16 protein-coding genes are annotated in these 21,084 nt (G+C 71.2%); 14 read left to right on the forward strand and 2 right to left on the reverse strand.

The genetic code is table 11. The features are described from left to right. Positions 1 to 51 precede the first annotated feature (51 nt). From IPN03_10880 to IPN03_10890, 3 genes are all read left to right on the forward strand, one after another. Positions 52 to 1,248, forward strand: a complete 1,197-nt coding sequence (locus tag IPN03_10880; protein ID MBK9374207.1) for an acyl-CoA dehydrogenase — start codon at positions 52 to 54, stop codon at positions 1,246 to 1,248. Beyond that, positions 1,245 to 2,537, forward strand: a complete 1,293-nt coding sequence (locus IPN03_10885) for an insulinase family protein (protein ID MBK9374208.1) — start codon at positions 1,245 to 1,247, stop codon at positions 2,535 to 2,537. The genes IPN03_10880 and IPN03_10885 overlap by 4 nt, the downstream gene beginning before the upstream one ends. Before the next feature lie 68 nt (positions 2,538 to 2,605). Further along, positions 2,606 to 3,883, forward strand: coding sequence for an insulinase family protein (locus tag IPN03_10890; protein ID MBK9374209.1), 1,278 nt, complete (start codon positions 2,606 to 2,608; stop codon positions 3,881 to 3,883). Between the two features lie 12 nt (positions 3,884 to 3,895). On the opposite strand, the gene corA is transcribed toward IPN03_10890, so the two are convergent. Then, complete coding sequence (gene corA / locus IPN03_10895) at positions 3,896 to 4,867, reverse strand: magnesium/cobalt transporter CorA (protein MBK9374210.1); 972 nt, start codon at positions 4,865 to 4,867, stop codon at positions 3,896 to 3,898. Between the two features lie 95 nt (positions 4,868 to 4,962). Here corA and IPN03_10900 point away from each other — a divergent pair, with 95 nt between their 5' ends. The 7 genes from IPN03_10900 (at position 4,963) to IPN03_10930 (ending at position 13,089) form a co-directional block, all read left to right on the forward strand. Next, complete coding sequence (locus IPN03_10900) at positions 4,963 to 7,011, forward strand: UDP-N-acetylglucosamine--N-acetylmuramyl-(pentapeptide) pyrophosphoryl-undecaprenol N-acetylglucosamine transferase (protein ID MBK9374211.1); 2,049 nt, start codon at positions 4,963 to 4,965, stop codon at positions 7,009 to 7,011. Beyond that, on the forward strand, positions 7,008 to 8,105 hold the full coding sequence (gene mraY / locus IPN03_10905; protein ID MBK9374212.1) for a phospho-N-acetylmuramoyl-pentapeptide-transferase: 1,098 nt from the start codon (positions 7,008 to 7,010) through the stop codon (positions 8,103 to 8,105). Before IPN03_10900 ends, mraY begins: the two co-directional genes overlap by 4 nt. Further along, positions 8,102 to 9,676 (forward strand): murein biosynthesis integral membrane protein MurJ, encoded by a 1,575-nt coding sequence (gene murJ / locus IPN03_10910; protein ID MBK9374213.1) that lies wholly within the window; start codon positions 8,102 to 8,104, stop codon positions 9,674 to 9,676. Before mraY ends, murJ begins: the two co-directional genes overlap by 4 nt. A 93-nt stretch (positions 9,677 to 9,769) precedes the next feature. After that, the gene (locus IPN03_10915) at positions 9,770 to 10,438 is read left to right on the forward strand and encodes a hypothetical protein (protein MBK9374214.1); all 669 of its coding nucleotides are present in this window, start codon (positions 9,770 to 9,772) and stop codon (positions 10,436 to 10,438) included. A gap of 107 nt (positions 10,439 to 10,545) precedes the next feature. Then, positions 10,546 to 11,085, forward strand: a complete 540-nt coding sequence (locus IPN03_10920) for a periplasmic heavy metal sensor (GenBank protein MBK9374215.1) — start codon at positions 10,546 to 10,548, stop codon at positions 11,083 to 11,085. 46 nt (positions 11,086 to 11,131) lie between these two features. After that, a complete protein-coding gene (locus IPN03_10925) occupies positions 11,132 to 11,830 on the forward strand; it encodes a response regulator transcription factor (GenBank protein ID MBK9374216.1) in 699 nt (232 codons plus the stop codon). A 71-nt stretch (positions 11,831 to 11,901) separates the two neighbouring features. Beyond that, complete coding sequence (locus IPN03_10930; GenBank protein MBK9374217.1) at positions 11,902 to 13,089, forward strand: HAMP domain-containing histidine kinase; 1,188 nt, start codon at positions 11,902 to 11,904, stop codon at positions 13,087 to 13,089. A gap of 77 nt (positions 13,090 to 13,166) precedes the next feature. On the opposite strand, the gene IPN03_10935 is transcribed toward IPN03_10930, so the two are convergent. Continuing rightward, positions 13,167 to 14,867 carry an acyl-CoA dehydrogenase gene (locus tag IPN03_10935; protein MBK9374218.1) on the reverse strand — a complete coding sequence of 567 codons (1,701 nt, stop codon included), beginning with the start codon at positions 14,865 to 14,867 and terminating at the stop codon, positions 13,167 to 13,169. A 93-nt stretch (positions 14,868 to 14,960) separates the two neighbouring features. Here IPN03_10935 and IPN03_10940 point away from each other — a divergent pair, with 93 nt between their 5' ends. From IPN03_10940 to IPN03_10955, 4 genes are all read left to right on the forward strand, one after another. After that, entirely contained in the window at positions 14,961 to 15,377 is a 417-nt protein-coding gene (locus tag IPN03_10940) for a BrxA/BrxB family bacilliredoxin (GenBank protein MBK9374219.1), read from the forward strand. 151 nt (positions 15,378 to 15,528) lie between these two features. Then, entirely contained in the window at positions 15,529 to 16,611 is a 1,083-nt protein-coding gene (locus IPN03_10945; GenBank protein ID MBK9374220.1) for a hypothetical protein, read from the forward strand. 86 nt (positions 16,612 to 16,697) lie between these two features. After that, positions 16,698 to 19,934, forward strand: a complete 3,237-nt coding sequence (locus IPN03_10950; GenBank protein MBK9374221.1) for a hypothetical protein — start codon at positions 16,698 to 16,700, stop codon at positions 19,932 to 19,934. After that, complete coding sequence (locus tag IPN03_10955) at positions 19,928 to 21,070, forward strand: VWA domain-containing protein (protein ID MBK9374222.1); 1,143 nt, start codon at positions 19,928 to 19,930, stop codon at positions 21,068 to 21,070. Before IPN03_10950 ends, IPN03_10955 begins: the two co-directional genes overlap by 7 nt. Positions 21,071 to 21,084 lie beyond the last annotated feature (14 nt).

Here is a 21,084-nt window from a genome sequence, read left to right on the forward strand (position 1 = left end):
TCCGGCGGATAGAATCGCCCCTCGCGGGCGATTTGCCCCAGGAGTCCCGACATGACGACGCTTCTCGAGAGCCCCGCGGCCGCCAGCGCCGCCTCTTCCGCCCCGTTCGGCTTCCAGCTCTCCGACGACCAGGTCGCCGTCCGGAAGATGGTCCGCGAGTTCGCCGAGTCGGAGATCGCGCCGCACGTCATGGAGTGGGACGAGGCCCAGGTCTTCCCCCGTGAGGTCGTCGCGCGCCTCGGGGACCTCGGGATGCTCGGCGTCATCATCCCGGAGGCGTACGGCGGTGCGGGTCTCTCGTACATCGACTACATCGGCGTCATCGAAGAGCTCTCGCGGGTCGACGGCTCGGTCGGCATCTCGATCGCGGCTCACAACAGCCTCTGCACGAACCACATCTTCATGTTCGGCACGGAGGAGCAGAAACGTCGCTGGGTCACGCCGCTCGCCCAGGGAAAAGCGATCGGCGCCTGGGGGCTGACGGAGTCCGAGGCCGGAAGCGACTCGAAAGGGACGAAGACGACGGCCGTCCTCGACGGAAACCAGTGGGTCCTGAACGGCTCGAAGAACTTCATCACCCACGGCTCCGTCGGCGACACGGCGGTCCTGATGGCCGTCACCGACAAGGCTGCCGGCACGCACGGCATCTCCGCCTTCGTCGTCGACCTCCACCAGCCGGGCATCCGCGCCGGGAAGAAGGAGAACAAGCTGGGGCTCAGGGCCTCCGACACGGCGACGCTCGTCATGGAAGACTGCCGGATTCCGAAGGAGAACCTCCTCGGTCCCCTCGGCACGGGCTTCAGCCAGGCGATGCAGGTCCTCGACGGAGGGCGGATCTCCATCGCCGCCCTCGCCCTCGGAATGGCGCAGGGGGCCTTCGACTGCGCCCTCGCCTACTCGCGGCAGCGGGAGCAGTTCGGCAAGCCGATCTCCGAGTTCCAGTCGATCCAGAACTACCTGGCCGACATGGCGACCGAGATCGACGCCGCCCGCCTCCTCACCTGGCGCGCCGGCTGGATGAAGGACCGCGGGATGAAGGTGACGAAGGAATCGGCCATGTGCAAGCTCCACGCGGCCGAGGTCTCGGTGCGGGTCGCGAACCTCGCCGTCCAGATCCACGGCGGCTACGGCTTCACGAAGGACTTCAAGGCCGAGAAGTTCTACCGCGACGTCAAGCTCTGCACGATCGGGGAGGGGACCTCGGAGATCCAGCGGATGGTCATCGCCCGGCAGCTCCTCAAGGGATGACGTTCCACGTCCCGCTCGAGACCCGGGTCCTTCCGAACGGACTCACGGTCGTCGTCTCCGAGAATCCCGCCGCCCCCGTCTTCGGCCTCTGCGTCCTCTACCGCATCGGCTCGCGCCTCGAGCCGCAGGGGCGCTCCGGCTTCGCGCACCTCTTCGAGCACCTGATGTTCGAGGGGACCCCGAACGCGGGCAAGGGTGTCTTCGACCGCGTCTGCGAGAGCTCCGGCGGGAGCAACAACGGCCAGACCCGTCCCGACGTGACGATCTACGTCGTCGACGCCCCGTCCTCGGCCCTCGACAGGATCCTCTTCCTCGAGGCCGACCGGATGGCCGCGCTCGCCTTCGGGCAGGAGTCGCTCGACAACCAGCGCGACGTCGTGAAGGAGGAGATCCGGGTCAACGTCCAGAACGATCCGTACGGCCTCTTCGAGTACGGCGAGCTGCCGCAGGCGCTCTTCGACAAGTGGGAGAACGCCCACGACGGCTACGGCGATTTCCACGACCTCGACGCGGCGACGCTCGGGGACGTCGAGAGCTTCTTCGCGGCCTTCTACCGCCCGAACAACGCGATCCTCGCGGTGGCGGGACACGTCGCGGCGGCCGACGTCTTCGAGAAGGCCGAGAGGCTCTTCGGCGGGATTCCGGCGGCGCGCCTGCCGCCGCGTCCCGACCTTTCCGAGCCGGCGCGTACGGGGCCGGTGCTCCTCGTGAAGGAGGCGCCGCTCGCGCGCACTCCCGCGATCGCCATGGCGTGGCGGATGCCGGAACGGACTCACGCCGACGCGATCCCGCTCCTCGTCCTGGGCGAGCTCCTCCACAACGGGCGCGCCTCGCGCCTGTACAGCGGCCTCGTCGAGGGACGCCAGATCGCCACCGACCTCTCGGGCGGCTTCAACCCGTTCCAGGGAGGGACCTGGTACGACGGGGCCACGCTGTTCCTCTCGCGGCTCGGCTACCGGCGCGACGTCTCCGAGACGACGGTCCTGGCCGCCTTCGACGAAGAGGTCGCGCGGATCGCGCGCGACGGTGTCGGCGAGGGCGAGCTCGCGCGCGTGAAGACGAAGGTCCTCACCGACTGGTATGCGGGTCTCGAGCCCCGCCTCGGCCTCGCCGTCGAGCTGGCGCAGGCGGTCGCCTTCTCCGACGCCCCCGAGTCGCTTCTCGAGTTTCCCGGACAGATCGAAGCCGTCACGAGCGAAGAGCTCCGGCGATCCGCCGCCTGGCTCGATCCACGGACGCGAGCTGCGATCGTGAAGGTCCCGCCGAGGGAAGACAAGGTGGCGAAGTGAGCTCCTTGGAGTGCCTTCCGCCCCTCGGGCCGCCGAGGCCCGTCCCGGCGCCACGCGTCGATAGGGCGGTGCTGCCGAACGGCCTCGCTGTGCAGGTCGTCCCGTACGCGGGGGTCCCGCTCGTGTCCGTCCGCCTCGTCACGCGCGGCGGACTGTCGGACGACCCAGCCGGATCTCCCGGCCTCGCGCGCCTCCTCGCCGCCAGCCTCCGCGAGGGGACGACGACGCGCACGAGCGCCGTCCTGGCCGAGCTCGCCCAGGAAGCGGGAGGCGACCTCTCGGCCGGAGCCGGGCCCGACTCCCTGTCGATCGGTGCGTCCGGCCTCGCGGCGAGAGTCCCCCTCCTCCTCGACCTCGTCGCCGACCTGGCGACGTGCCCCGCGTTTCCCGCGGACGGGGTCGCGCGGGTGAAAGACCTGGTTCACGAAGACCTCGAGACGAGCGAGTCGGAGCCTTCCTACCTCGCCGTCCGAGCTTTCGCCCGTGCGCTCTACGGGAGCCATCCCTACGGGACGATCTCGCCCACCTCGGCGTCGATCGACGCCGTCACGCCCGAGCTCCTCGCCGCCGAGGCCCTGCGGCGCCTTCGCCCCGAGAGGTCGCTCCTGCTCGTCGCGGGCGACGTCGACCCGGCCGCCGTCCACGCCGAGGCGGCACGCCTCTTCATCGGCTGGCGTGGCGCGGGTGAGCCGCCCGCCTCCGTTCCGGCCCCCGCCGCGCCCATCGGGCCGCGCCGCATCCTCGTACTCGACCGCCCCGGCTCCGTCCAGACGAACCTCCTCGTCGGAAACCTCGGCTTCCCGCGGACCGATCCCGACGCCCACCCGCTCGAGCTCGCCATGACGATCTACGGCGGCTCGTTCACGTCGCGCCTCGTCCAGAACCTGCGCGAGGAGAAGGGCTACACCTACTCGCCCGGCGCCGGCGCGAGCTGGCTCGCCGGCTGCGGCACGGTCCGTTCCTACGCGGCGGTGCGCACCGAGGTGACGGGCGCCGCCCTGAACGAGATCCTCTACGAGATGGAGAGGATGGCGACGACCCAGGCCACCGACGAGGAGATGGAGCGCGCCTTCCGGCGCGACGCCGGCTCCCTGGCGATCTCCCTCCAGACCGCCGCAGGCGTGGCCGACGAAGTCGCGCGCCTCTGGGTCCTCGGCCTCCCGCCGGAAGAGATCGGCCGCGAGGTGGACGAGCTCGCCAGGGTCACGAAGGCCGACGTGCGGCGCGCCTCCCGCCGCGTTTTCGGCACGGGCGCAGCCCGCATCGTCGCCGTCGGCGACGCTGCGGCGATCCGGGAAGAACTGGGGACGTTCGGGGAGCTCGAGGAGGTTTCGGCGGGGAAGTGAGGCGCGCCGCCGTCAGATCCAGCGCCGCCGCCGGAAGAAGTAGAGCATCCCCACCGTGATCAGGATCCAGAAGCCCCAGAGCGCCGGGTAGAACCAGCGGATCTTCAGCTCCGGGAGGAACTCGAAGTTCATTCCGTAGACGCCCGCGATGAAGGTGAGGGGCATCCAGATCGCCGAGAAGATCGTGAGGACCTTCACGATCTCGTTCAGCCGGTTCGAGGAGACGGAGAGCTGGGCCTCGAGGGCGCCGCTCGCGAGGTCCGTCAGGACCATCGTCGTCTCCTCCATCCGCGCCACGTGGTCGTAGACGTCGCGAAAGTAGTGCGACGTGCGCTCCTCGATGAAGGGGAGGTCGCGGCGGGCGAGGCGGCCCAGCATCTCGCGCTGCGGGGCGACGAGGCGCCGGATCGTCAGGAGGTGCCGCTTGAGCATCAGCAGCTCCTGCAGGACCTCGCTGGCCGGCTCGCCGGAGAAGACCGCCTCCTCCAGCGCCTCGAGACGCTCCTCGAAGCGGTCGAGGATGGGCAGGATCTCGTCCATCATCCGGTCGACGAGGGCGTGGAGGACCCGGTCCATCTGGCTCTCCATCGGCAGGTCCTTCTCGAGGACGAGCTTGCTGACCTCGCGGCAGGCCGCAACGGGGCGCCTGTGGACGGTGACGAGGAAGCCGGGCCCGAGGTAGACGGCGAGCTTGTAGCTGTCGAGCTCGAGTCCTTCCTCCGTGGGGCGCAGGCCCCGGAAGAGGAGGAAGAGGTATCCCCCGAACTCCTCCACCTTCGGCGGCTGGACGGGGGTCAGCGCGTCCTCCACGGTGAGGTGGTGGAAGCCGCAGACGTCGGCCAGCTCGCGCGCTTCCTCGTCCGTCGGGTTCTCCACGTCGACCCAGATGGAGCGTCCGGCGAGGCCGGGCCAGGCGGAGGCGAGGCTCGCGTGCTCGAGGAGGCAGAGCCCCTTCTCGTCCTCGTAGAGGTGTACGGTCATCATCGGGGCAAGTGTAGCCGCGCGGCGCACCCCGCGGCCGTCCGGAATAGGGGTGAGAATGCGGACGGGGCAGGGACCGGCGCGACGCGGCGCCCCGGATGCTCCAGAATCCGGCGGAGGCGCGACGTTTGAAGACGGGAACGAGGATCCTCCTGACGGGCGGCGGCACGGCCGGGCACGTGAACCCCGCGCTCGCCATCGGTGCCGCCCTCGCCGGGCCGGGGAGCGAGACGCTCTTCGTCGGCGTGAAGGGGCGGGCCGAGGAGCAGGTCGTCCCGCGCGAGGGAATCCCGATCCACTTCGTGAGGGCCTCGGGATTCCCCGGCGCGCGCCCTTCGCCCGCCTTCGCGCGCTTCCTCTTCGACCTCGCCGTCGGGACGGCGCAGGCGGCCGCGATCCTCCTCCGCTTCCGGCCCGACGTCCTCGTCGGGACCGGCGGTTTCGCCTCGGCGCCGGTCATCTTCGCCGCGACCATCCTGAAGAGGCTCCGGATGTCGAAGGCCCGGGTCTTCGTCCACGAGCAGAACGCGGTGCCGGGGAAGCTGAACCGGCTCGTCGGCCGCTACGCGGAGAAGGTCTTCGTCACGTTCCCGGAGACGCTCTCCCTCTTCCCGGGCAACGGCGCCCTCACGGGCTACCCGGTCCGCAAGAGGATCGGGCACGTGACGCCGGAAGAGGCCCGGGCGCGGCTCGACTTCACCGTGCCCGAGGGGCGGACGGTCGTCTTCGTTTTCGGCGGCTCCCAGGGCTCGCGTTCGCTCAACCGCGGCCTCGTCGACGCCCTCGGCGACCTGATGCCGCACGCCGGCCGGCTCTTCGTCGTCCACGGCACCGGCCTCTTCAAGGGGGGCGGATACGACGCGGAGGCCGACACCGCGGCGCGCCTCGCAACGCGCTACACCGAGGAGGAGCGGGCGAGGATCGCGACGTTCTACGCGTCGCGGTCCTACTTCCACGACATCGCCTCGGTCTACGCCCTGGCCGGCCTCGTCGTCATCCGCGGCGGCTCGGGGAGCCTCAACGAAGTGGCGCGGATGGGGATTCCCGCCCTCGTCGTCCCGAAGGCGAACCTGCCGGGCGACCACCAGGTCGCCAACGCCCGGGCCCTCGAGCGGGCCGGCGGTGCGGAGGTCCTCTACGAGGAGACGGTCCTCTCGGACGGGCACCTCGTCGAGGTCCTCGACGGCGCGCGCCTGGCGCGGCGCATCCTCGCCCTCGCGGAAGACCCGGAGCGGCTCGCCGACATGTCGAAGAGGGGCCGTGACGTCCTCGGGATCGACGCCGCGGGCGAGATCGCCCACCACGTCCGCCTCGGCCACGCGCGCAACGCCATCGATCCGACGCTCGTCCCGGCGCCCACGGTCGTCTCGAACGCAGCGCTCCTCACCCGCCTCGAGAAGGCGGCGGCGGCGGCGGGGCGAAGCTACCGCGTCGAGGACGTCGTCGAGCCGAGGGACCTCACCTGGTTTCGGAGCCGCGCGGCGTCGCTCCTCGTGAACGACGAGTGGGAGGCGCGCAACCGCGGCGTGAAGCTCCTCGGTCTCCTCGACGCGAGGGACAAGGTTCCCCTCCTCCTCGCCCTCCTGGCCGACCGGACGCCGGCCCCTCTTCTCCAGCGCGTGCTCGGCGGCGACTTCGCCCAGGTCGGCTTCGTCCGCCGGAACGTCTACACCGCCCTCGCGCGCCTCGACGTCCTCGACGCGGGCGTCGAGGAGGCCCTCCTCGCCGGGTTCTCCGACCCCTACTGGGAGGTGAGGGCGGAGGCGGCGCGGACGGCGGCGCGCTTCGCGGGCCGGCTCGCGAAGCACGCCGAGGTCGTCGCGGCGCTTCGCAAGGGGCTCTCGGACCGCAACCTCGAGGCCGCGGCTGCGGCGGCCGAGGCGCTCGGCATGATCGGCTCGGAGAAGGACGCGCTCCCGGCCCTCCTCGCCCTGGCCGACTACCGTTTCTGGAAAGTCCGTGCGGCGGCGCTGAGAGGGGTCCTCTCCCTCGTCGAGCGAGGCGAGGTACGCGATCGGGAGAGGCTGAAGAAGGCCCTTCCCGGATTTCTTCTGACCTCGACCGACTTCCGTCCCCAGTTCGAGATGAAGCTGTCGTACCGCCGCGTCGTCGAGGCCCTCTCGCGCGGCCAGGAGGCGGCCCGATGATCTTCTGGATCGGCAAGCTCCTCGCGCCGTCGCTCTCGTTCCTGCGCCTCGCCGAGTACCTCTCGGCGCGGTCCATCGGCGCGGCGCTCACGGCGGTCCTGCTGACGCTGTGGATCACGCCGAAGGTCATCTGGTGGCTCCAGCGGCGCGCCTTCGTCGACCAGGTGCGCGAGACGGGGATTCCCTCGGCGTTCGACAAGGCGGGGACGCCGGTGATGGGGGGCGTCGTCCTCGTCGGCGTCGTCACCGGCTCCAGTCTCCTCTGGTGCAACCTGGGGAGCGGCTATGCCCTCCTCGTCCTTCTCGGAATGGTCTGGTTCGGCGCGATCGGGTTCATCGACGACCGGGCCAAGATGATGGCGAGGTCCGGGGACAAGGGGATGTCGGAGCCGAAGAAGCTCCTCCTGCAGGGCACGTTCGCCGCGCTGCTCGTCGCGGTCCTGGCGAGCCCGTGGACGCCCCTGCCGGCGGCCGAGGCGGCCCGTCTCCATCTGCCGTTCCTGAAGACGGCGATCCTCGACAGCCCGTGGCTCTACCTCCCGTTCGTCTTTCTCTTCGTCCTCCTCGTCGGCAACTCGGTCAACATCACCGACGGGATGGACGGCCTCGCCATCGTTCCCTCGGTCTTCGCGATCTCCGTCCTCGGCGTCTTCGGCTACCTCCTCGGGAACGCCATCTGGTCGCGCTACCTCGTCTACCCGTTCCTGCCGGGTGCCGGGGAGCTCGCCGTCTTCGCCTCGGCGTTTGCCGGGGCGGGCATCGGCTTCCTCTGGTTCAACGCCTACCCGGCGCAGATCTTCATGGGCGACACCGGCTCGCTCTCCATCGGCGGAAGCCTCGCGGTGGCGTCGGTCCTCCTGAAGCAGGAGTTCCTCTTCGTCATCCTGGGCGGGCTCTTCGTCGCGGAGGCGTTCTCCTCCCAGGTGCAGGACAAGATCGGCATCAAGCTCCTGGGCCGGCGGCTCTTCGCGCGCGCGCCGCTCCACCACGCCATGGCGTACAACGGGCTGGCCGAGACGAAGGTCGTCGTGAGGCTCTGGATCGTGGCCGGCATCCTCGCCCTGGCCGCCCTCGCGACGCTGAAGCTCCGGTGACGGGGACGCGCAGGTCCTCGGCGGCGAACGCGCTTCTCGTCGGCGCGGGCGTCCTCCTGAGCCGGCTCGCCGGCTTCGTCCGCGAGAGGTTCTTCGCGCACTACCTCGGCAGCTCCATGGCGGCCGACGCGCTGCGGGCCGCGCTCCGGGCCCCGAACGTCCTCCAGAACCTCTTCGGTGAGGGCTCGCTCTCGGCCTCGCTCATCCCCGTCTACTCGCGCCTCCTGGCCGAGGGGAAGGAGGAGGAGGCGCGCCGCACGGCCCGCACGGTCGGCACGCTCCTGGCGCTGCTGGCGGTCCTCCTCTCGGCCCTGGGCGTCCTGGCGGCGCCGCTCCTCGTCGACGTCTTCACGCCGGGATTTTCCGGAGAGCGACGCGACCTGACGGTCCGTCTCGTGAGGATCCTCTTCCCCGGCACGGGACTCCTCGTCCTCTCGGCCTTCTGCCTCGGCATCCTCAACAGCCACCGCCGGTTCTTCCTGCCCTACGCCGCGCCCGTCCTCTGGAACGGCGCGATCATCGCGGCCCTCGTCGTGGCGGGTGCGAGAACGGGGGCGGGCGCAAGCAGCGTCGCCGTGTGGGCCGCCTGGGGCGCGGTGGCGGGGAGCCTGCTGCAGGTGGCGGTTCAGCTGCCGCAGGTGGCCAGCCTCGTCGGCTCGCTCCGGCCGTCGCTCGACACGCGCTCCACGCACGTGAGGACGATCTTCCGGAACTTCCTCCCGAGCGTCGGGAGCCGCGGCGTGACGCAGGTCTCGAGCTGGGTCGACCAGGTCATCGCGAGCTTCCTCCCGGCGGGGGCCGTCGCGCTCCTCGGTTACGCACAGACGCTCTACATCCTCCCGATCTCTCTGTTCGGGATGTCGGTCTCGAGCGCCGAGCTGCCGGAGCTCTCGAGCGGGCTCGGCGCGGAGAAGCTGCGCGAGCGCCTCGACACCGCGCTCCGGCGCGTCGCGTTCTTCGTCGTCCCCTCGGCGGTCGCCTTCGCCTCCCTCGGCGACCGGGTCGTCGCGCTCGTCTTCCAGACGGGCGCGTTCGGGGTGGAGGACGTCCGCATCGTCTGGGCGGTCCTCGCCGGCTCGGCGGTCGGCCTCCTCGCGATGACGCTCGGGAGGCTCTACGCGTCCGCGTTCTGGGCGCTCCACGACACGCGGACGCCGCTGAGGTTCGCGATGATCCGGGTCGCCTTGAGCGCCGCGCTCGGCGCGGGACTCGCCTTCGGGGGCCCTCGCCTCCTGGGTCTCGACCCGCGCCTCGGTCTCGCCGGGCTGACGCTCGGCTCGGGCGTCGCGGGCTGGCTCGAGATGCTGCTCCTGCGCCGCGCGTTGAACCGGCGCGTGGGTATGACGGGCCTGCCGGCCTCGTTCTCGATCCGGGTCTGGGGCGCCGCGCTCGGCGCCGCCGTGGCGGGCTTCGGCGTGAAGCTGGCGGCCGGACCGCTGGGACCGGTGCTCCTCGGTGTCCTCGTCTGTGGCGCGTTCGCCGTGGCCTACGGCGCTCTGGCCATCCTCTTCCGCGTCCCCGAAGCCTCGGCCCTCGCGGCAACGATCCGGCGCCGCCTGGGCGGCTCCTGATATGGGGTCAGGTCTACCTTCTACACTCTGCGCCGCAGCGCAGAGTGTAGAAGGTAGACCTGACCCCGTCGCGTGGGAGAATTGCGGCAACCCATGACGAAGGCTCTTCTCTTCGCCGTCGCGGCGCTCGTCTTCGGTGTCCTCGCAGTCGTCGTTCCCGACCGGCTCTTTCCGCCGGAGATGAACTACCGGACGATCAGCACGTTCGGCGAGGCGTTTCGCGGCTTCATCCTCGGTTCTTTCCGCTTCGCGATGGGCGCGTTCGCCGGCCTGGCGCTCGTCGCCGGGCTGGCCTCGCTCGGCGGAGCCGGTGCGAGGCGGCCTGTCGCGCTCGTCGTTTCGTCACTCTTCGCCATTGGCGTGATCGCGGTCTCGGGATTCGCCTTTCGCGGTTTCACGCACTTTCCCGCCGGCGGATCGCTCGAGGAGCGCCACCGCTGGGCCGAGATGAGACTCGATCGGCCCTACCGCGCGGTGGCGGTCTGGGTGGCGGCTTCACCGGCCTTGCGGGAGGCCCTCGGCGAGGCGCTCGGCTTCGGACCGGCGACGGACGCGAGAAACGTCGTCTTCGTCGGCAAGGAAGAGTGGAGCACGACGCTCACGCTCGACGTCGAGGGGGAAAAGGGGAGCGGGCGCCTCGTGCTGGAGGCGACGCTTCCGTTCTCGCCGGAGGATGCGCGGGCCGCCGTCGGCTCCGCCGTTCTCGAGGCTGCGGGCCGGCGCATCGTGCTCGATTCCTCGGGGAGCGCCGTCGGCCGCTGATCCCGGCTTCACACAACTTCACGTTCGGGAAGAACGCCGGAAACGGAGCGCGGCCATCTTTCCTCTCGACGGCAGGGAAACACCCCTCCCGTCCGAAGGAGAGAGAGATGAACGAGACCGCAACCCCCACCTCCTCCCAGAACGCGAATCGTCCGAAGTGCCGTCGCGGCCGGGGCCGCACGGTCCTTTTCGGCGCCCTCTTCCTCGGCGTCGCGGCCGTCCTCACGGCGGGAGGTCTCCAGGCGTTCGGCTTCGGACCGTTCCGGCACGGCTCCTGCGGCTCGATGGAGCCGGCGCAGGTGGAGAAGAAGATCGACCGGATCGCCGGCTGGATCGTCGAGGACCTGGGCGGTACGGCGGAGCAGCAGGCGAGGCTCGCCGCGATCGCGAAGGCGGCGGCAAAGGACCTCGCGCCGGTCCACGACGAGCTCGCCGCCGGCCGCAGGCAGGCCGTGGAGATCCTGACCGCGCCACAGGTCGACAGGGCGGCCCTCGAAGCGCACCGGGCCCGGCAGATGCAGCTCGTCACCACGGCCTCCGAGCGGCTGACGGTGGCCGTGGCCGACGCGGCGGAGGTCCTCACCCCCGAGCAGAGGGTGAAAGCCGCCGATCGCCTCGCCGGGCACATGGCACGCTTCGGTCACTGAGTCCGCGGCCGTCCCGTCAACGCTCCGGATGTCCGATGATGGGAGCATGTCGATCCGGATCCTGATGATCGAGGACGACGCGAGACTCGCCTCGATGGTCGCCGCGGACCTCGGTCGCAACGCCCTCGAGGTCCGGGTGGCCGCGACGGCCGAGGAAGGGCTCGCGCGCCTGGCGCGCGAGCCCTTCGACCTCGTTCTCCTCGACCTGATGCTCCCGGACGCCGACGGCCTCGACGTCTGCCGCCGCATCCGGGCCGCGGGCTCTGCCGTTCCGGTCATCATGCTGACGGCGAAGGGCGACCCGACCGACAGGGTCGTCGGTCTCGAGCTGGGTGCCGACGACTACGTCGGCAAGCCCTTCGACCCGCGCGAGCTTCTGGCGCGGATTCGCGCGGTCCTGCGGAGGCCCCCAGTCGCGTCCGGCAGCGCGCCGAGGGGCCTGCGCTTTGGCCGCCTCGAGGTGGATGCCGACGCCCGCGTGGCGCGCGTGGACGGAGTGGAGCGGCCGATGACGGCGCACCAGTTCAACATTCTCCTCGCGATGGCCGAGAGGGCGGGGCGGGTCCTCTCCCGCGAGCAGCTGATGGAGGCCGTGAAGGGCGAGGCGCTCGAGGCCTTCGACCGGTCGATCGACGTCCACGTGGCCCGCATCCGCGCCGCGATCGAGGACGATCCGAAGAGTCCCCGCCGCATCCTGACCGTCCGCGGCGCGGGCTACGTCTTCGCGAGAAGCCAGGACGCGTGAGGAGCGGCCGCTGGCACCCCGGCGTGCGCCTCCACGCGCGAATCTACCTCGCCGTCCTCGCGAGCGTCGGGATGGTCGCCCTCCTCTCCGGTCTCGCCTGGCACCTCTGGTACGGCCGAGAGCCCATCGAGAGCGGCCTCGAGCTCTCCGCCGAGATCGCGGGCGAGCTTCTGGTGCCCGCGAGCGCCCCGCCCGTCGAACAGGGGGCCGTCCTCGCCCGATGGGGTGCGAGGACGAACGCCCGGCTCACCCTCTTCACGCCGGCGCGCCAACGGATCGCCGCCTTCGGAGAGCCGCTCCCGCCGCCGCCGCTGGAGCGCACGGGAAGCGGGACCTGGCATGTCGGCCGGGGCGCGCCGGCGGTCATCCTCCGCCTGCCGGACGGACGCTGGCTCGTTGCCCGGCGGACGTTCCGTCGCGGCCCGCCGCTCGGCTTCCTCGGGATTCTCGTGCTCACGGCGGTCGCAGTCGCCATCGCGGCGTGGCCGATCTCGCGCCGGATCACGCGCCGCCTCGAGCGGCTCGAAGAAGGGGTGGAGGCGCTGGGGGCCGGGGAGCTGAGCTCCCGCGTGACGGTGGAGGGGAAGGACGAGGTCGCGCTCCTGGCCTCGAGCTTCAACCGGGCCGCGGGGCGGATCGAGGAGCTCGTCGGTGCGCAGCGCCGCCTCCTCGCGAACGCCTCGCACGAGCTGAGGAGCCCGCTCGGACGGTTGCGCGTGGCGGCCGGCCTGCTGCAGGGCGACGCGCACCTCAAGGAAGAGATCGCGCGCGACGTCGCCGAGCTGGACGATCTCGTGGAGGAGATCCTCCTCTCGAGCCGGCTCGAGGCGGGGGCCGGAGACGAGCCGTTCGAGGATGTCGACGTGACGGCGCTCGCCGCAGAGGAGGCCGCGCGCGCCGGGGCCTCGGTCGCGGGCGACGCCGTCACCGTGAAGGGGAGCCCGAGGCTCCTGCGCCGGCTGCTGCGCAACCTCCTCGAGAACGCCCGCGGGCACGGTGGCGCGGGCCCCGTCGAGGTGCATGTGCACCGGGGGACAGGGGGCAGCGCCGAGGTGGACGTCCTCGACAGGGGCCCTGGCGTTCCGCTCGACCTGGGGGAGCGGATCTTCGAGCCCTTCTTCCGCCTTCCCGGAGCCCCGAGCGGCGGAGCGGGCCTCGGCCTGTCGATTGCCCGGCAGATCGCCCGCCGCCACGGCGGCGGCATCGCCTGCCTCCCGCGCGACGGGGGCGGGACGCTCTTCCGTGTCACGCTCGAATAGATGGGGGTCTGGTCTACGCTCTACACTCTACGGACCCGTAGAGTGTAGAGCGTAGACCAGACCCCGGGGCGCAGGTCCTACTCGTTCATCCGGTAGGTGTCCCGCAGGGCGAGGACCTCGTCCTTCCAGATCCGCGAGAAGCGCCCAGCGTCGAAGACGGGTCGCTTCACGAGACGTAGGGCCATCGTCGCCTGCTTGTCCGTCGCGCCAGAGCGCTCGTGGAGCTTCAGGGCGTACGACGAGAAGTCGCGGACGAAGACGTCGAAGAGCTGATCGAGCGCATCGTCCGAGAGCGCGTGGTGCTCCGCCCCTTCGAGGACGAGGTGGGCGTAGACGGCGAGGGCGAAGAGATCGCCCACGGCGAGGACGAGGTCGACGTCCTTCGCCTGGCTCTCCGTCGGCGCCGCCGCGGCGACGAGCTCGCGGAATGCCCCGAGCTGCTCGCGGAAGAGGGCGACGTTCGGGATGCGCGCGTGTTTCTCGAAAGCCGGGGCCCAGTCGTGGAAGCGGATCTTCCCGAGGCCGCTCGCGGGTCCCTGGGTGAAGAGGAACGCGTCGTGCGCGGGCTCGGTCCTCCGCCCCACCTCCGGGCAGGACGTGGGCCGGAAGAGCCAGTTCGGGAGGAACTTGACGATGAGCGCGATGTTGACGTGGACCGTCCCCTCGAGCTTCGGCAGGGCGCGGATGTCGCGCGCGGCCATCTCGAAGACCATGTCCTTCTCGAAGCCCTTCGCCGCGATGACGTCCCAGAGGAGGTCGACGACCTTCTCTCCCTCCGTCGTCACCTTCATCTTCACGAGCGGGTTGTAGAGGAGGTAGCGCCGGTCTTCCAGGGAGGCGGCGCGCAGGTAGTCCGACGCGCGGAACGCGAAGACCTTCATGGCGACGAGCCGGGCCCAGGCGTCCACGAACATCCGCGCCACGTGCGGGAAGTCGGTCACGGCCATTCCGTAGAGGCGCCGCGACGCCGCGTGGTTCAGGGCCTCGTGGAAGGCGTGCTCGCAGATGCCGATCGAGGCCCAGCCGAGGTTGTACTTGCCGATGTTGACCGTGTTGAGCGCGGCGTCCCAGGCCTCTCGCCCGACCATCAGCATCTCGCCGGCCGCGACGGGGTATTCCGCCAGCTCGAACTCGGCCACGTAGGACTGGCTCGCGACGACGTTCTTCACGAGCCGGTAGCCGGGGCGCTTCGGGTCGGCCGCGAAGAAGACGTAGTCGTTCGACCCGGCCATCTTCCCGAAGACCGAGACGATGGCGGCCTCGTTCCCGTTGCCGATGTAGTACTTCGACCCGTTCGCCACGAACGAGCCGTCGTCCCGCGGGGTGAGCGTCATCGAGCTCGAATAGATGTCGGCCCCGTGCTCCTTCTCGGAGAGGCCGAACGCGAAGATGCCTCCGTCGGCGATCGCCGAAGCGGTCTTCTGCCGCATCTCTTCGTTCGCGCTCATCCAGAGCGGCCCGAGGCCGAGGATCGAGACCTGCCACGCGTACCAGTAGCAGAGGCCGTAGAACCCGAGGACCTCGTTGACGAAGCAGTTCCGAAACGTGTCCCACCGCCCATCGGGGCTGCCGAGCCCCGGAGGGGTGAGGAGGTCGGCGAAGACCTTCTCGCTCCTCACGAACTCGAGGAAGTCGGTGTACCAGACCCGGTCGATGTCGTCCTGGCGCAGCTTCCGCTTGCCCTTCGCCTCGAAGAATTCGATCGTCTTCGTCACGATCTCGCGAGAGCGGGCGTCGAGGGGGAGCTCACCGAGCCGCTTCGGGTTGAGCAGGAGCATGGCGTCCTCCGAGGATCCAGATTACCCTCTCGCGCCCCCGGCGGACCGCCGGAGATGCTCGAGGCGCCCGAAGCGCCATCCGGAGGATGCGACATGCCCTATCCCCCCGAGATCGTCCAGCCTGCACGCGACGAGCTGACCTGGGCCGGCTTCGCCCAGCTCCTCACCGTCGAGGCGGTGGAAGCGGAGCTCGCGAAGGATGGAACGCTTCTCGTGATCGTCAACTCCGTCTGCGGCTGTGCCGCCGGCTCGGCGAGGCCGGGAGCGGTGAGAGCCGTCTCCGGCACGGGCCCGAAGCCCCAGCGCCTCGCCACCGTCTTCGCGGGCGAGGACGTCGAGGCCGTCGGCCGCGTGCGGCGGCAGCTGGAAGGGTTCCCGCCGTCCTCTCCGTCGATCGCCCTCTTCGTCGACGGCGACCCCGTCTTCCTCATGGAGCGCCGGCACATCGAAGGTCTCCGCCCGGAGGACGTCGCCGCGGCCCTCGCCAACGCTTTCGCCACTCACTGCTGATCGCGCCGCCCTCCGGACGGGGTCTCTCAGGACGGGGTCTGGTCTACGCTCTACACTCTACGGGCCCGTAGAGTGTAGAGCGTAGACCAGACCCCGTCCCCGTGAACCTGGCGGCGCGCCGGGCGTATAACCCTGCGGCGGGAGGAACCGAATGAGCGAGCCCGGCCGGGGCGTGGAACGCGAGCTCGAGGAGAGCGTCCGGCGGGTTCTCGGGGCCCTCGAGAGGCTTCCGGTCGCGCGCGTCGGGGCGGTCACGGCCAGTGTCTCGGGCGCGTCGGGCTGGGTGGCCACGCGCGAACAGCGGCGGTTCGAGAAGCGGCTCCGCGAGGAGGACGAGGCGAGCGTGCCGCACGCCTTCGTGCTCGGCTTCGCGGCCGTCGTGGCGGCCGCCGTCGCGATCGCCCAGCCTCACCTCTTCTGGCTGCTGTTCGTGGCGCTCGGCTTCGGCACGGGGGCGGCCGACACGCTCGCGAAAGTGCGCCGTCGCGACAGGCGCCTCGCCGAAGAGGCGCAGGCCGCCTCTGCGGAGCGGGCGCGAACGGGCGTGGCGGGCTCGCAGCCGTCCGCGCTCCTCGGGCTCCCCAACCCGGACCAGGCGCCGGCTCCGCCCGAGAGCCCCGCGGTCGCCGCGATCAGCGCGCGGGAGTCGAGAGTCGACGGAATCTGTGCGCGGCTCCTCTCGGAGCTGAAGGGCGCGCCGCCGCTCGTGCGGGAGCTGCTGCGCCGTCCCGAGGAGGCGATCGAGGCGCTGCGCGCCGCCTCGAGAGAGCTCGCGCGCCGCGAGCGCAGCCTCCGGGCCACGCTGACCGACGAGGAAGGGGAGCGCCTCGACCGCGAGAGGGCCGCCCTCTCGGCTCGCGTCGCGTCGACGTCCGACGCGGTCGTGCGGGAGCGCCTCGCCGGAGCGCTCTCCGCGCTCGACGAGCAGCTCGCCCACCGCGCCCAGCTCGCGACGGCTGTCGCGCGGATCGAGGCGGAGGGAACGCGCATCCTCTACTCGCTCGAGAACCTCCGTGCCCAGGTGCTCCGCGCGCTCGCCGCCGACGCGGCATCGTCGGAGGTGACGCGCGAGAGCCTGAAGGGCGGCCTCGAGACGCTCAGCGCCGAGATCGACGCCGTCGCGACGGCCCTCGAGGAAGTCCACGGCGTCGGATCGGCCGCTTCGACGGGGACCTCGTCCGCAGGCGTTTCGCCCGGGGTCCGGGCCGCGTCGAGACAGGCCGGGACGACCTGACGCGCTGAGGTGTCGTTGCCGACGCTAGAATCGGGCTGTCTCGCGCCTCCCGCCGGGAACGGCGCCGGATCACAGATCCCTTCGCCATGCTTCGTCGCTGCTCGCTTCTGATAGCCCTGCTCCTCGTTCCTGCCGCTCCCGCGGAAGCCGAGCCGGTCACCGTGCCGGGCGGGCCGGAGAGCATCCGGCGGCTGGTCGGCCTCCGGGAGCACCCGGCGGGAGAGAACTTCATCCTGGAGGTCAGCCGCCTCCTTCACTCCGGATCGGATTCGAGCTCTTCGGCGGGAGGCTTCGACCGGAGGAGCGCCGTCGCCGCTTTCGCGAAGGACCTCGAGGAGTGGAGAGAACGTCAGGGCTGTCCCACGCTCCTGTCGACGAAGCCAGAGGCCTGGGACGGCACGCGCCGGGCGCTCCAGTGGCTCGGCTATCGGATCCGGGGTGAGGGCGCCGGATTCGAGGCGGAGCCGCTGGACAGCGCCGAAGCCCTGCGCCGGCAGGCCTTCCTCGACGTCCTCGGGTACTCGTCGTCCGAGACGCTGCGCCGGCTCGCGGCCGGGCAGGACGTCTCCGTGGCCTGCGGCGATGGAGAGGCCCAGCTTCCGTTCGGGCTCGCGGCGTGGAGGGAGACCCTCGACCTCGACGAGAAGCGCCTGAACTCCGGGAACGCCTTCCTTCACTTCGTGAAGAGCGAGCGGGCGTCGCGGATGATGGTGGCGCTCCACGCCGTCGATGCGCGCACCCGCGAGGCGCTCCGCGCGATCGCGCAGCCCGCCGGTGGTTATGCGGGCTGGAGGCTCCTCTACGACGAGGCCCTCGACGGGTTCGTTCTCTTTCCGGAGGTCCTCCGGATCCGGGATGGGCGTCTTCGTCTGCCGGGAGGCGACGCGGCCGATCCGGTGTGGGAAGCGGTCGTCGGCGAGCCGCCGTCCGACACGGCGAAGTTCGTCGTGAAGCTCTTCAACTCCGGAGGGGGGAAGGCCGCGTACGTCGTCGAAGCGCTTCGCCAGCTGCCGGAGCTGACGGCCCGTGCTCTCGTACTCGGTCGGTCGCGGGGCACCGACGAGAGCATCGAGCGGTTCCGCGGCCTCTACGACAGCATCGGCCCGGGTGGCCGGACGTTCTGGAGCAGTGCCCGCAATCCGTACGATTTCATTCATCTCACGGGTTTCCTGCCGAGCGCCACGGGCGGAGAGATCGTCCCTCCGGGCGGTCCAGATCTCTGGCTGGAGGCCCTTTCGAGGTCCCGGTTCCCGGCCGACGAACAGGATCTCTCCCGGATCCTCGCCGACGCTGCCGAGAGACGAGCGAGCCCGGACGAGTTCCTCGAGAAGCTCCTCCGCCGCGACGTGGCCGGAGCGGCGGGGTCGGTCCCGGCGGCGAAGCAGTTCATCGTCGTCTCCAGCCTGGTCCGGGGCAAGCCCGTCCTCGCCGACCCCGGCACGATCCTCCTCCTCACACGCGGCCTCGAACGTCTCCATGCGTTCTACGCGCCGCTCGAGGATCTCCCGCTCGACGACCCGGCGGTCGTCCGGAAGTACCTCTTCACCCTCGACCGCCTCGACACGAACGGGACCGACCGCGACGCCGAGCTCCGGGCCGGCCTGTTCCAGACGTCCGTGGAGCTTCTCTCGACGCTCTGCCGCAGCGGGTCGCTACCCGACGCGACGGCCCGGGAGCTCTTCCGCGCGTTCCTCGACCTCCCCCTGTTCGCGACGCCGAAGACGGATATCGCTGCGGGATTCGCCGACTTCGACGGCTGGCTCCGATCGGGGCTCCTCGGGGCGCTTCGCGAGGAGGAGGCCCGCTTCCTCGGGAAGATGCGCACGGCAGCGCTCGAGCGGGACCCCGAAGACGAAGGGCCACAGCCCTCCCGGACGGAGGACGGCCTGGTCGCTGCCGCGCTCGCGGGCTGGCGTCCGCCGGCCGTCTTCCCCTGGAGGGGCGGCTCGTACGTCTACGACCCGACGTCCGTCGGGGCCGCTCGCCGGCGCGCCTTCGCCGCGACCCAGGAGCACGTGCCGCTCGCGATCCTCGCGTACGTGGCTGCGCAGCGCGAGAAGGCGCTGGGCGCCGCACGCCAGGGAGACGTCGACGCGACCCGCGCGGCGCTCATGGAGCTCCTCGAGGGCCTCGCGGCGATGCCTCCCGACCGGGAGGCGGACGCGAGGGTTCGCGAGACCGCGGGCCGGGCCCGTCGCGTCCTCGCGGCGCTCCAGATCGCCTCTCCGGCCGACATCGGCCGTGTCGTCGAGGAGGGGTTGGCGCACCTCGATGCCCTGCGGGCCGAGCGGACCTTCGAGGCGCTGGCGGTCCACGTCTATTCGTCGAGCGTCCTCGACCCGGCAGACCTCGTCTTCACCGACTCCCTCCTCGTGAAGCGGCACTCCTTCTCCTGGGCGGGACGGACGGGTGTCGCCGCTCCATCCCCTTTCGAGACGGTCCGCATCGAGACGCCGGGGGACGGGGCGCCCCTCCGTCTGGCCGGGTCCTTCACCGGGCTCGCGGAGCCGCTCGGGCTGCTGCACGCCGAGGGCCTCGTCTACGAGGCGGGGAGCTTCATCGCGAACGACCGGGTGCGGGCCGGTCTCGTCGTCCCCGTTGCCCTCCTCACTCCGGCCCGGCTCCAGGACGACGCGCTGCACTTCGTCGCTCTCTCCTGCCGGGCGACCGAACAGCTTCCGGCGGCCCTCGCCAGCCTTCCAGACGCCGACCGGCACGAGGCGTGGAGAACGATCGCCGGCGATCTCGTCCCGGCGACGCGCTGGAACCGGCTGGTCGAAGAGAAAGCCCCACGGGCTGGCACGCACCTCTCCCCGTCGGACCTCTTCCGGATCGGCCGCCGCCTCGTCCTGCGGGCCGACGATGCGCTGCCCCGCGTCCCGGCCGCCCTCGAGGCCCGCGAGGCCTGGGGCCGGCTCGTCGGCCGCTTCGGCGAGGCCGGAGCGGTGGACCGGATCGCCGAGCTGGGTCCCCGGCCCTTCGACTGGACGGGTCGGGGCCGCCTGGCCGACGTCGACCTCCCCTCGTACGAGCGGCTCTCCGAGTACCGTCTGCCGCAGATCTTCGCCGATCGCCTCTACGACCTCAAGATCACCGTCGCGCGATCCATGACCGAGACGGGAGAGCCGGCCGAGCTCTTCCCGCTGTTCCTGGAGTCCGCCCTCGAGGGGCTCCTCCGCCGGGCGCGCATGGCCTTCGCTTTCGACTGGCGTCCTCTCGTGGACGGCGTGCCCGGCCCCTCTCCGGCGAGCCGGGACGAGCTGCTCGGCACGGCGCTCGAGAAGGGTAGGATCACGCGGTCGGAGGGGCCTGGAACGTGGTGAGGACGGTTCGGTTCGCGGTCGGTGTCATCGCCGCCGCCCTTCTCGCGGTGGGTGGGGGAGCTGCCCAGGCGGCGGACGGTACCGAGGTCCGGATCGTCGCTCCCGCTCCGAACGACATCCTCGTCGGAGTCACGACGATCGCGGTCCGCGCGACCGGGCTCGTCCCGGGAGACGTCGTGGAGATCTGGGTGGACGGCCGCCCCGCCGGGACGATCGCAGCCGAGCCGTGGACCCTCGTCTGGAACGCCGGAAGCCAGCCGCGGCCTCACAGCCTGCAGGCCGTCGTCCGGCGCGACGGCCGCGAAGTGGCGGTCTCCAGGGTTCGGACGCGGGGTCTCGGGTTCGCCGCGACCGCCGACGCCCGGGTCGTCTCGCTCTCTCCGATCGTGACCGACGCGAGCGGGGCCTACGTGAAGGGCCTCGTGCGCAAGGACTTCTCTCTCTTCGTCGACGGCCGGCCCCAGGAGATCGAGACCTTCGAGGCGGCGAACTCCGCTCTCTCGGTCGTCCTCGTCCTCGACGTGTCGACGTCCATGACGCTGAAGCTGCGGGAAGCGCGTGCGGCGGCGCTCGAGTTCCTCTCCGCGCTCAAGCCGGGCGACCGGGCGGCCGTCCTGACCTTCGGGACGAACGTCGTCGGCTTCACGCCCTTCTCGACGGACCGCGCGCCCGCGCAGAAGGCGCTGGAGGACGCGAGGGTGAGCGGCGAGACGGCGCTCTACGACGCGACGTCGGTGGCGCTGCGCCGGCTGCGGGAGGCGGGCGGAAGGCGGGCGGTCGTCCTCTTCACCGACGGCGAGGACAACCGGAGCCGGATGTCGATCGACCAGGTCATCGACCTGGCGCGCGCGACCGAGGCGAGCGTCTTCGCCGTCGCGCAGGTGAGCGCCGACGTGAAGGCCCTGCTCAGGGGGCTCGACCGCCTCGCGGAGGAGACCGGAGGGCGCGCCTGGACCATCTCGACGATCCGGAAGCTTCCCGGGGTCTTCCGCGAGGTCGTGGCGGAGCTGGAGAACCAGTACTTCCTCACCTTCACCCCGGCCGACCAGCGCCCGCGAACGTGGCACAAGGTGGAGGTCCGGATGAACCGGCCCGGCCTGACCGTCCGCGCGCGGAAGTCGTTCCGGATCGAGTGAGCAGGCGGCCCCGC

It is taken from the genome of Holophagales bacterium (assembly GCA_016719485.1).
Taxonomy (GTDB): Bacteria; Acidobacteriota; Thermoanaerobaculia; order UBA5066; family UBA5066; genus UBA5066.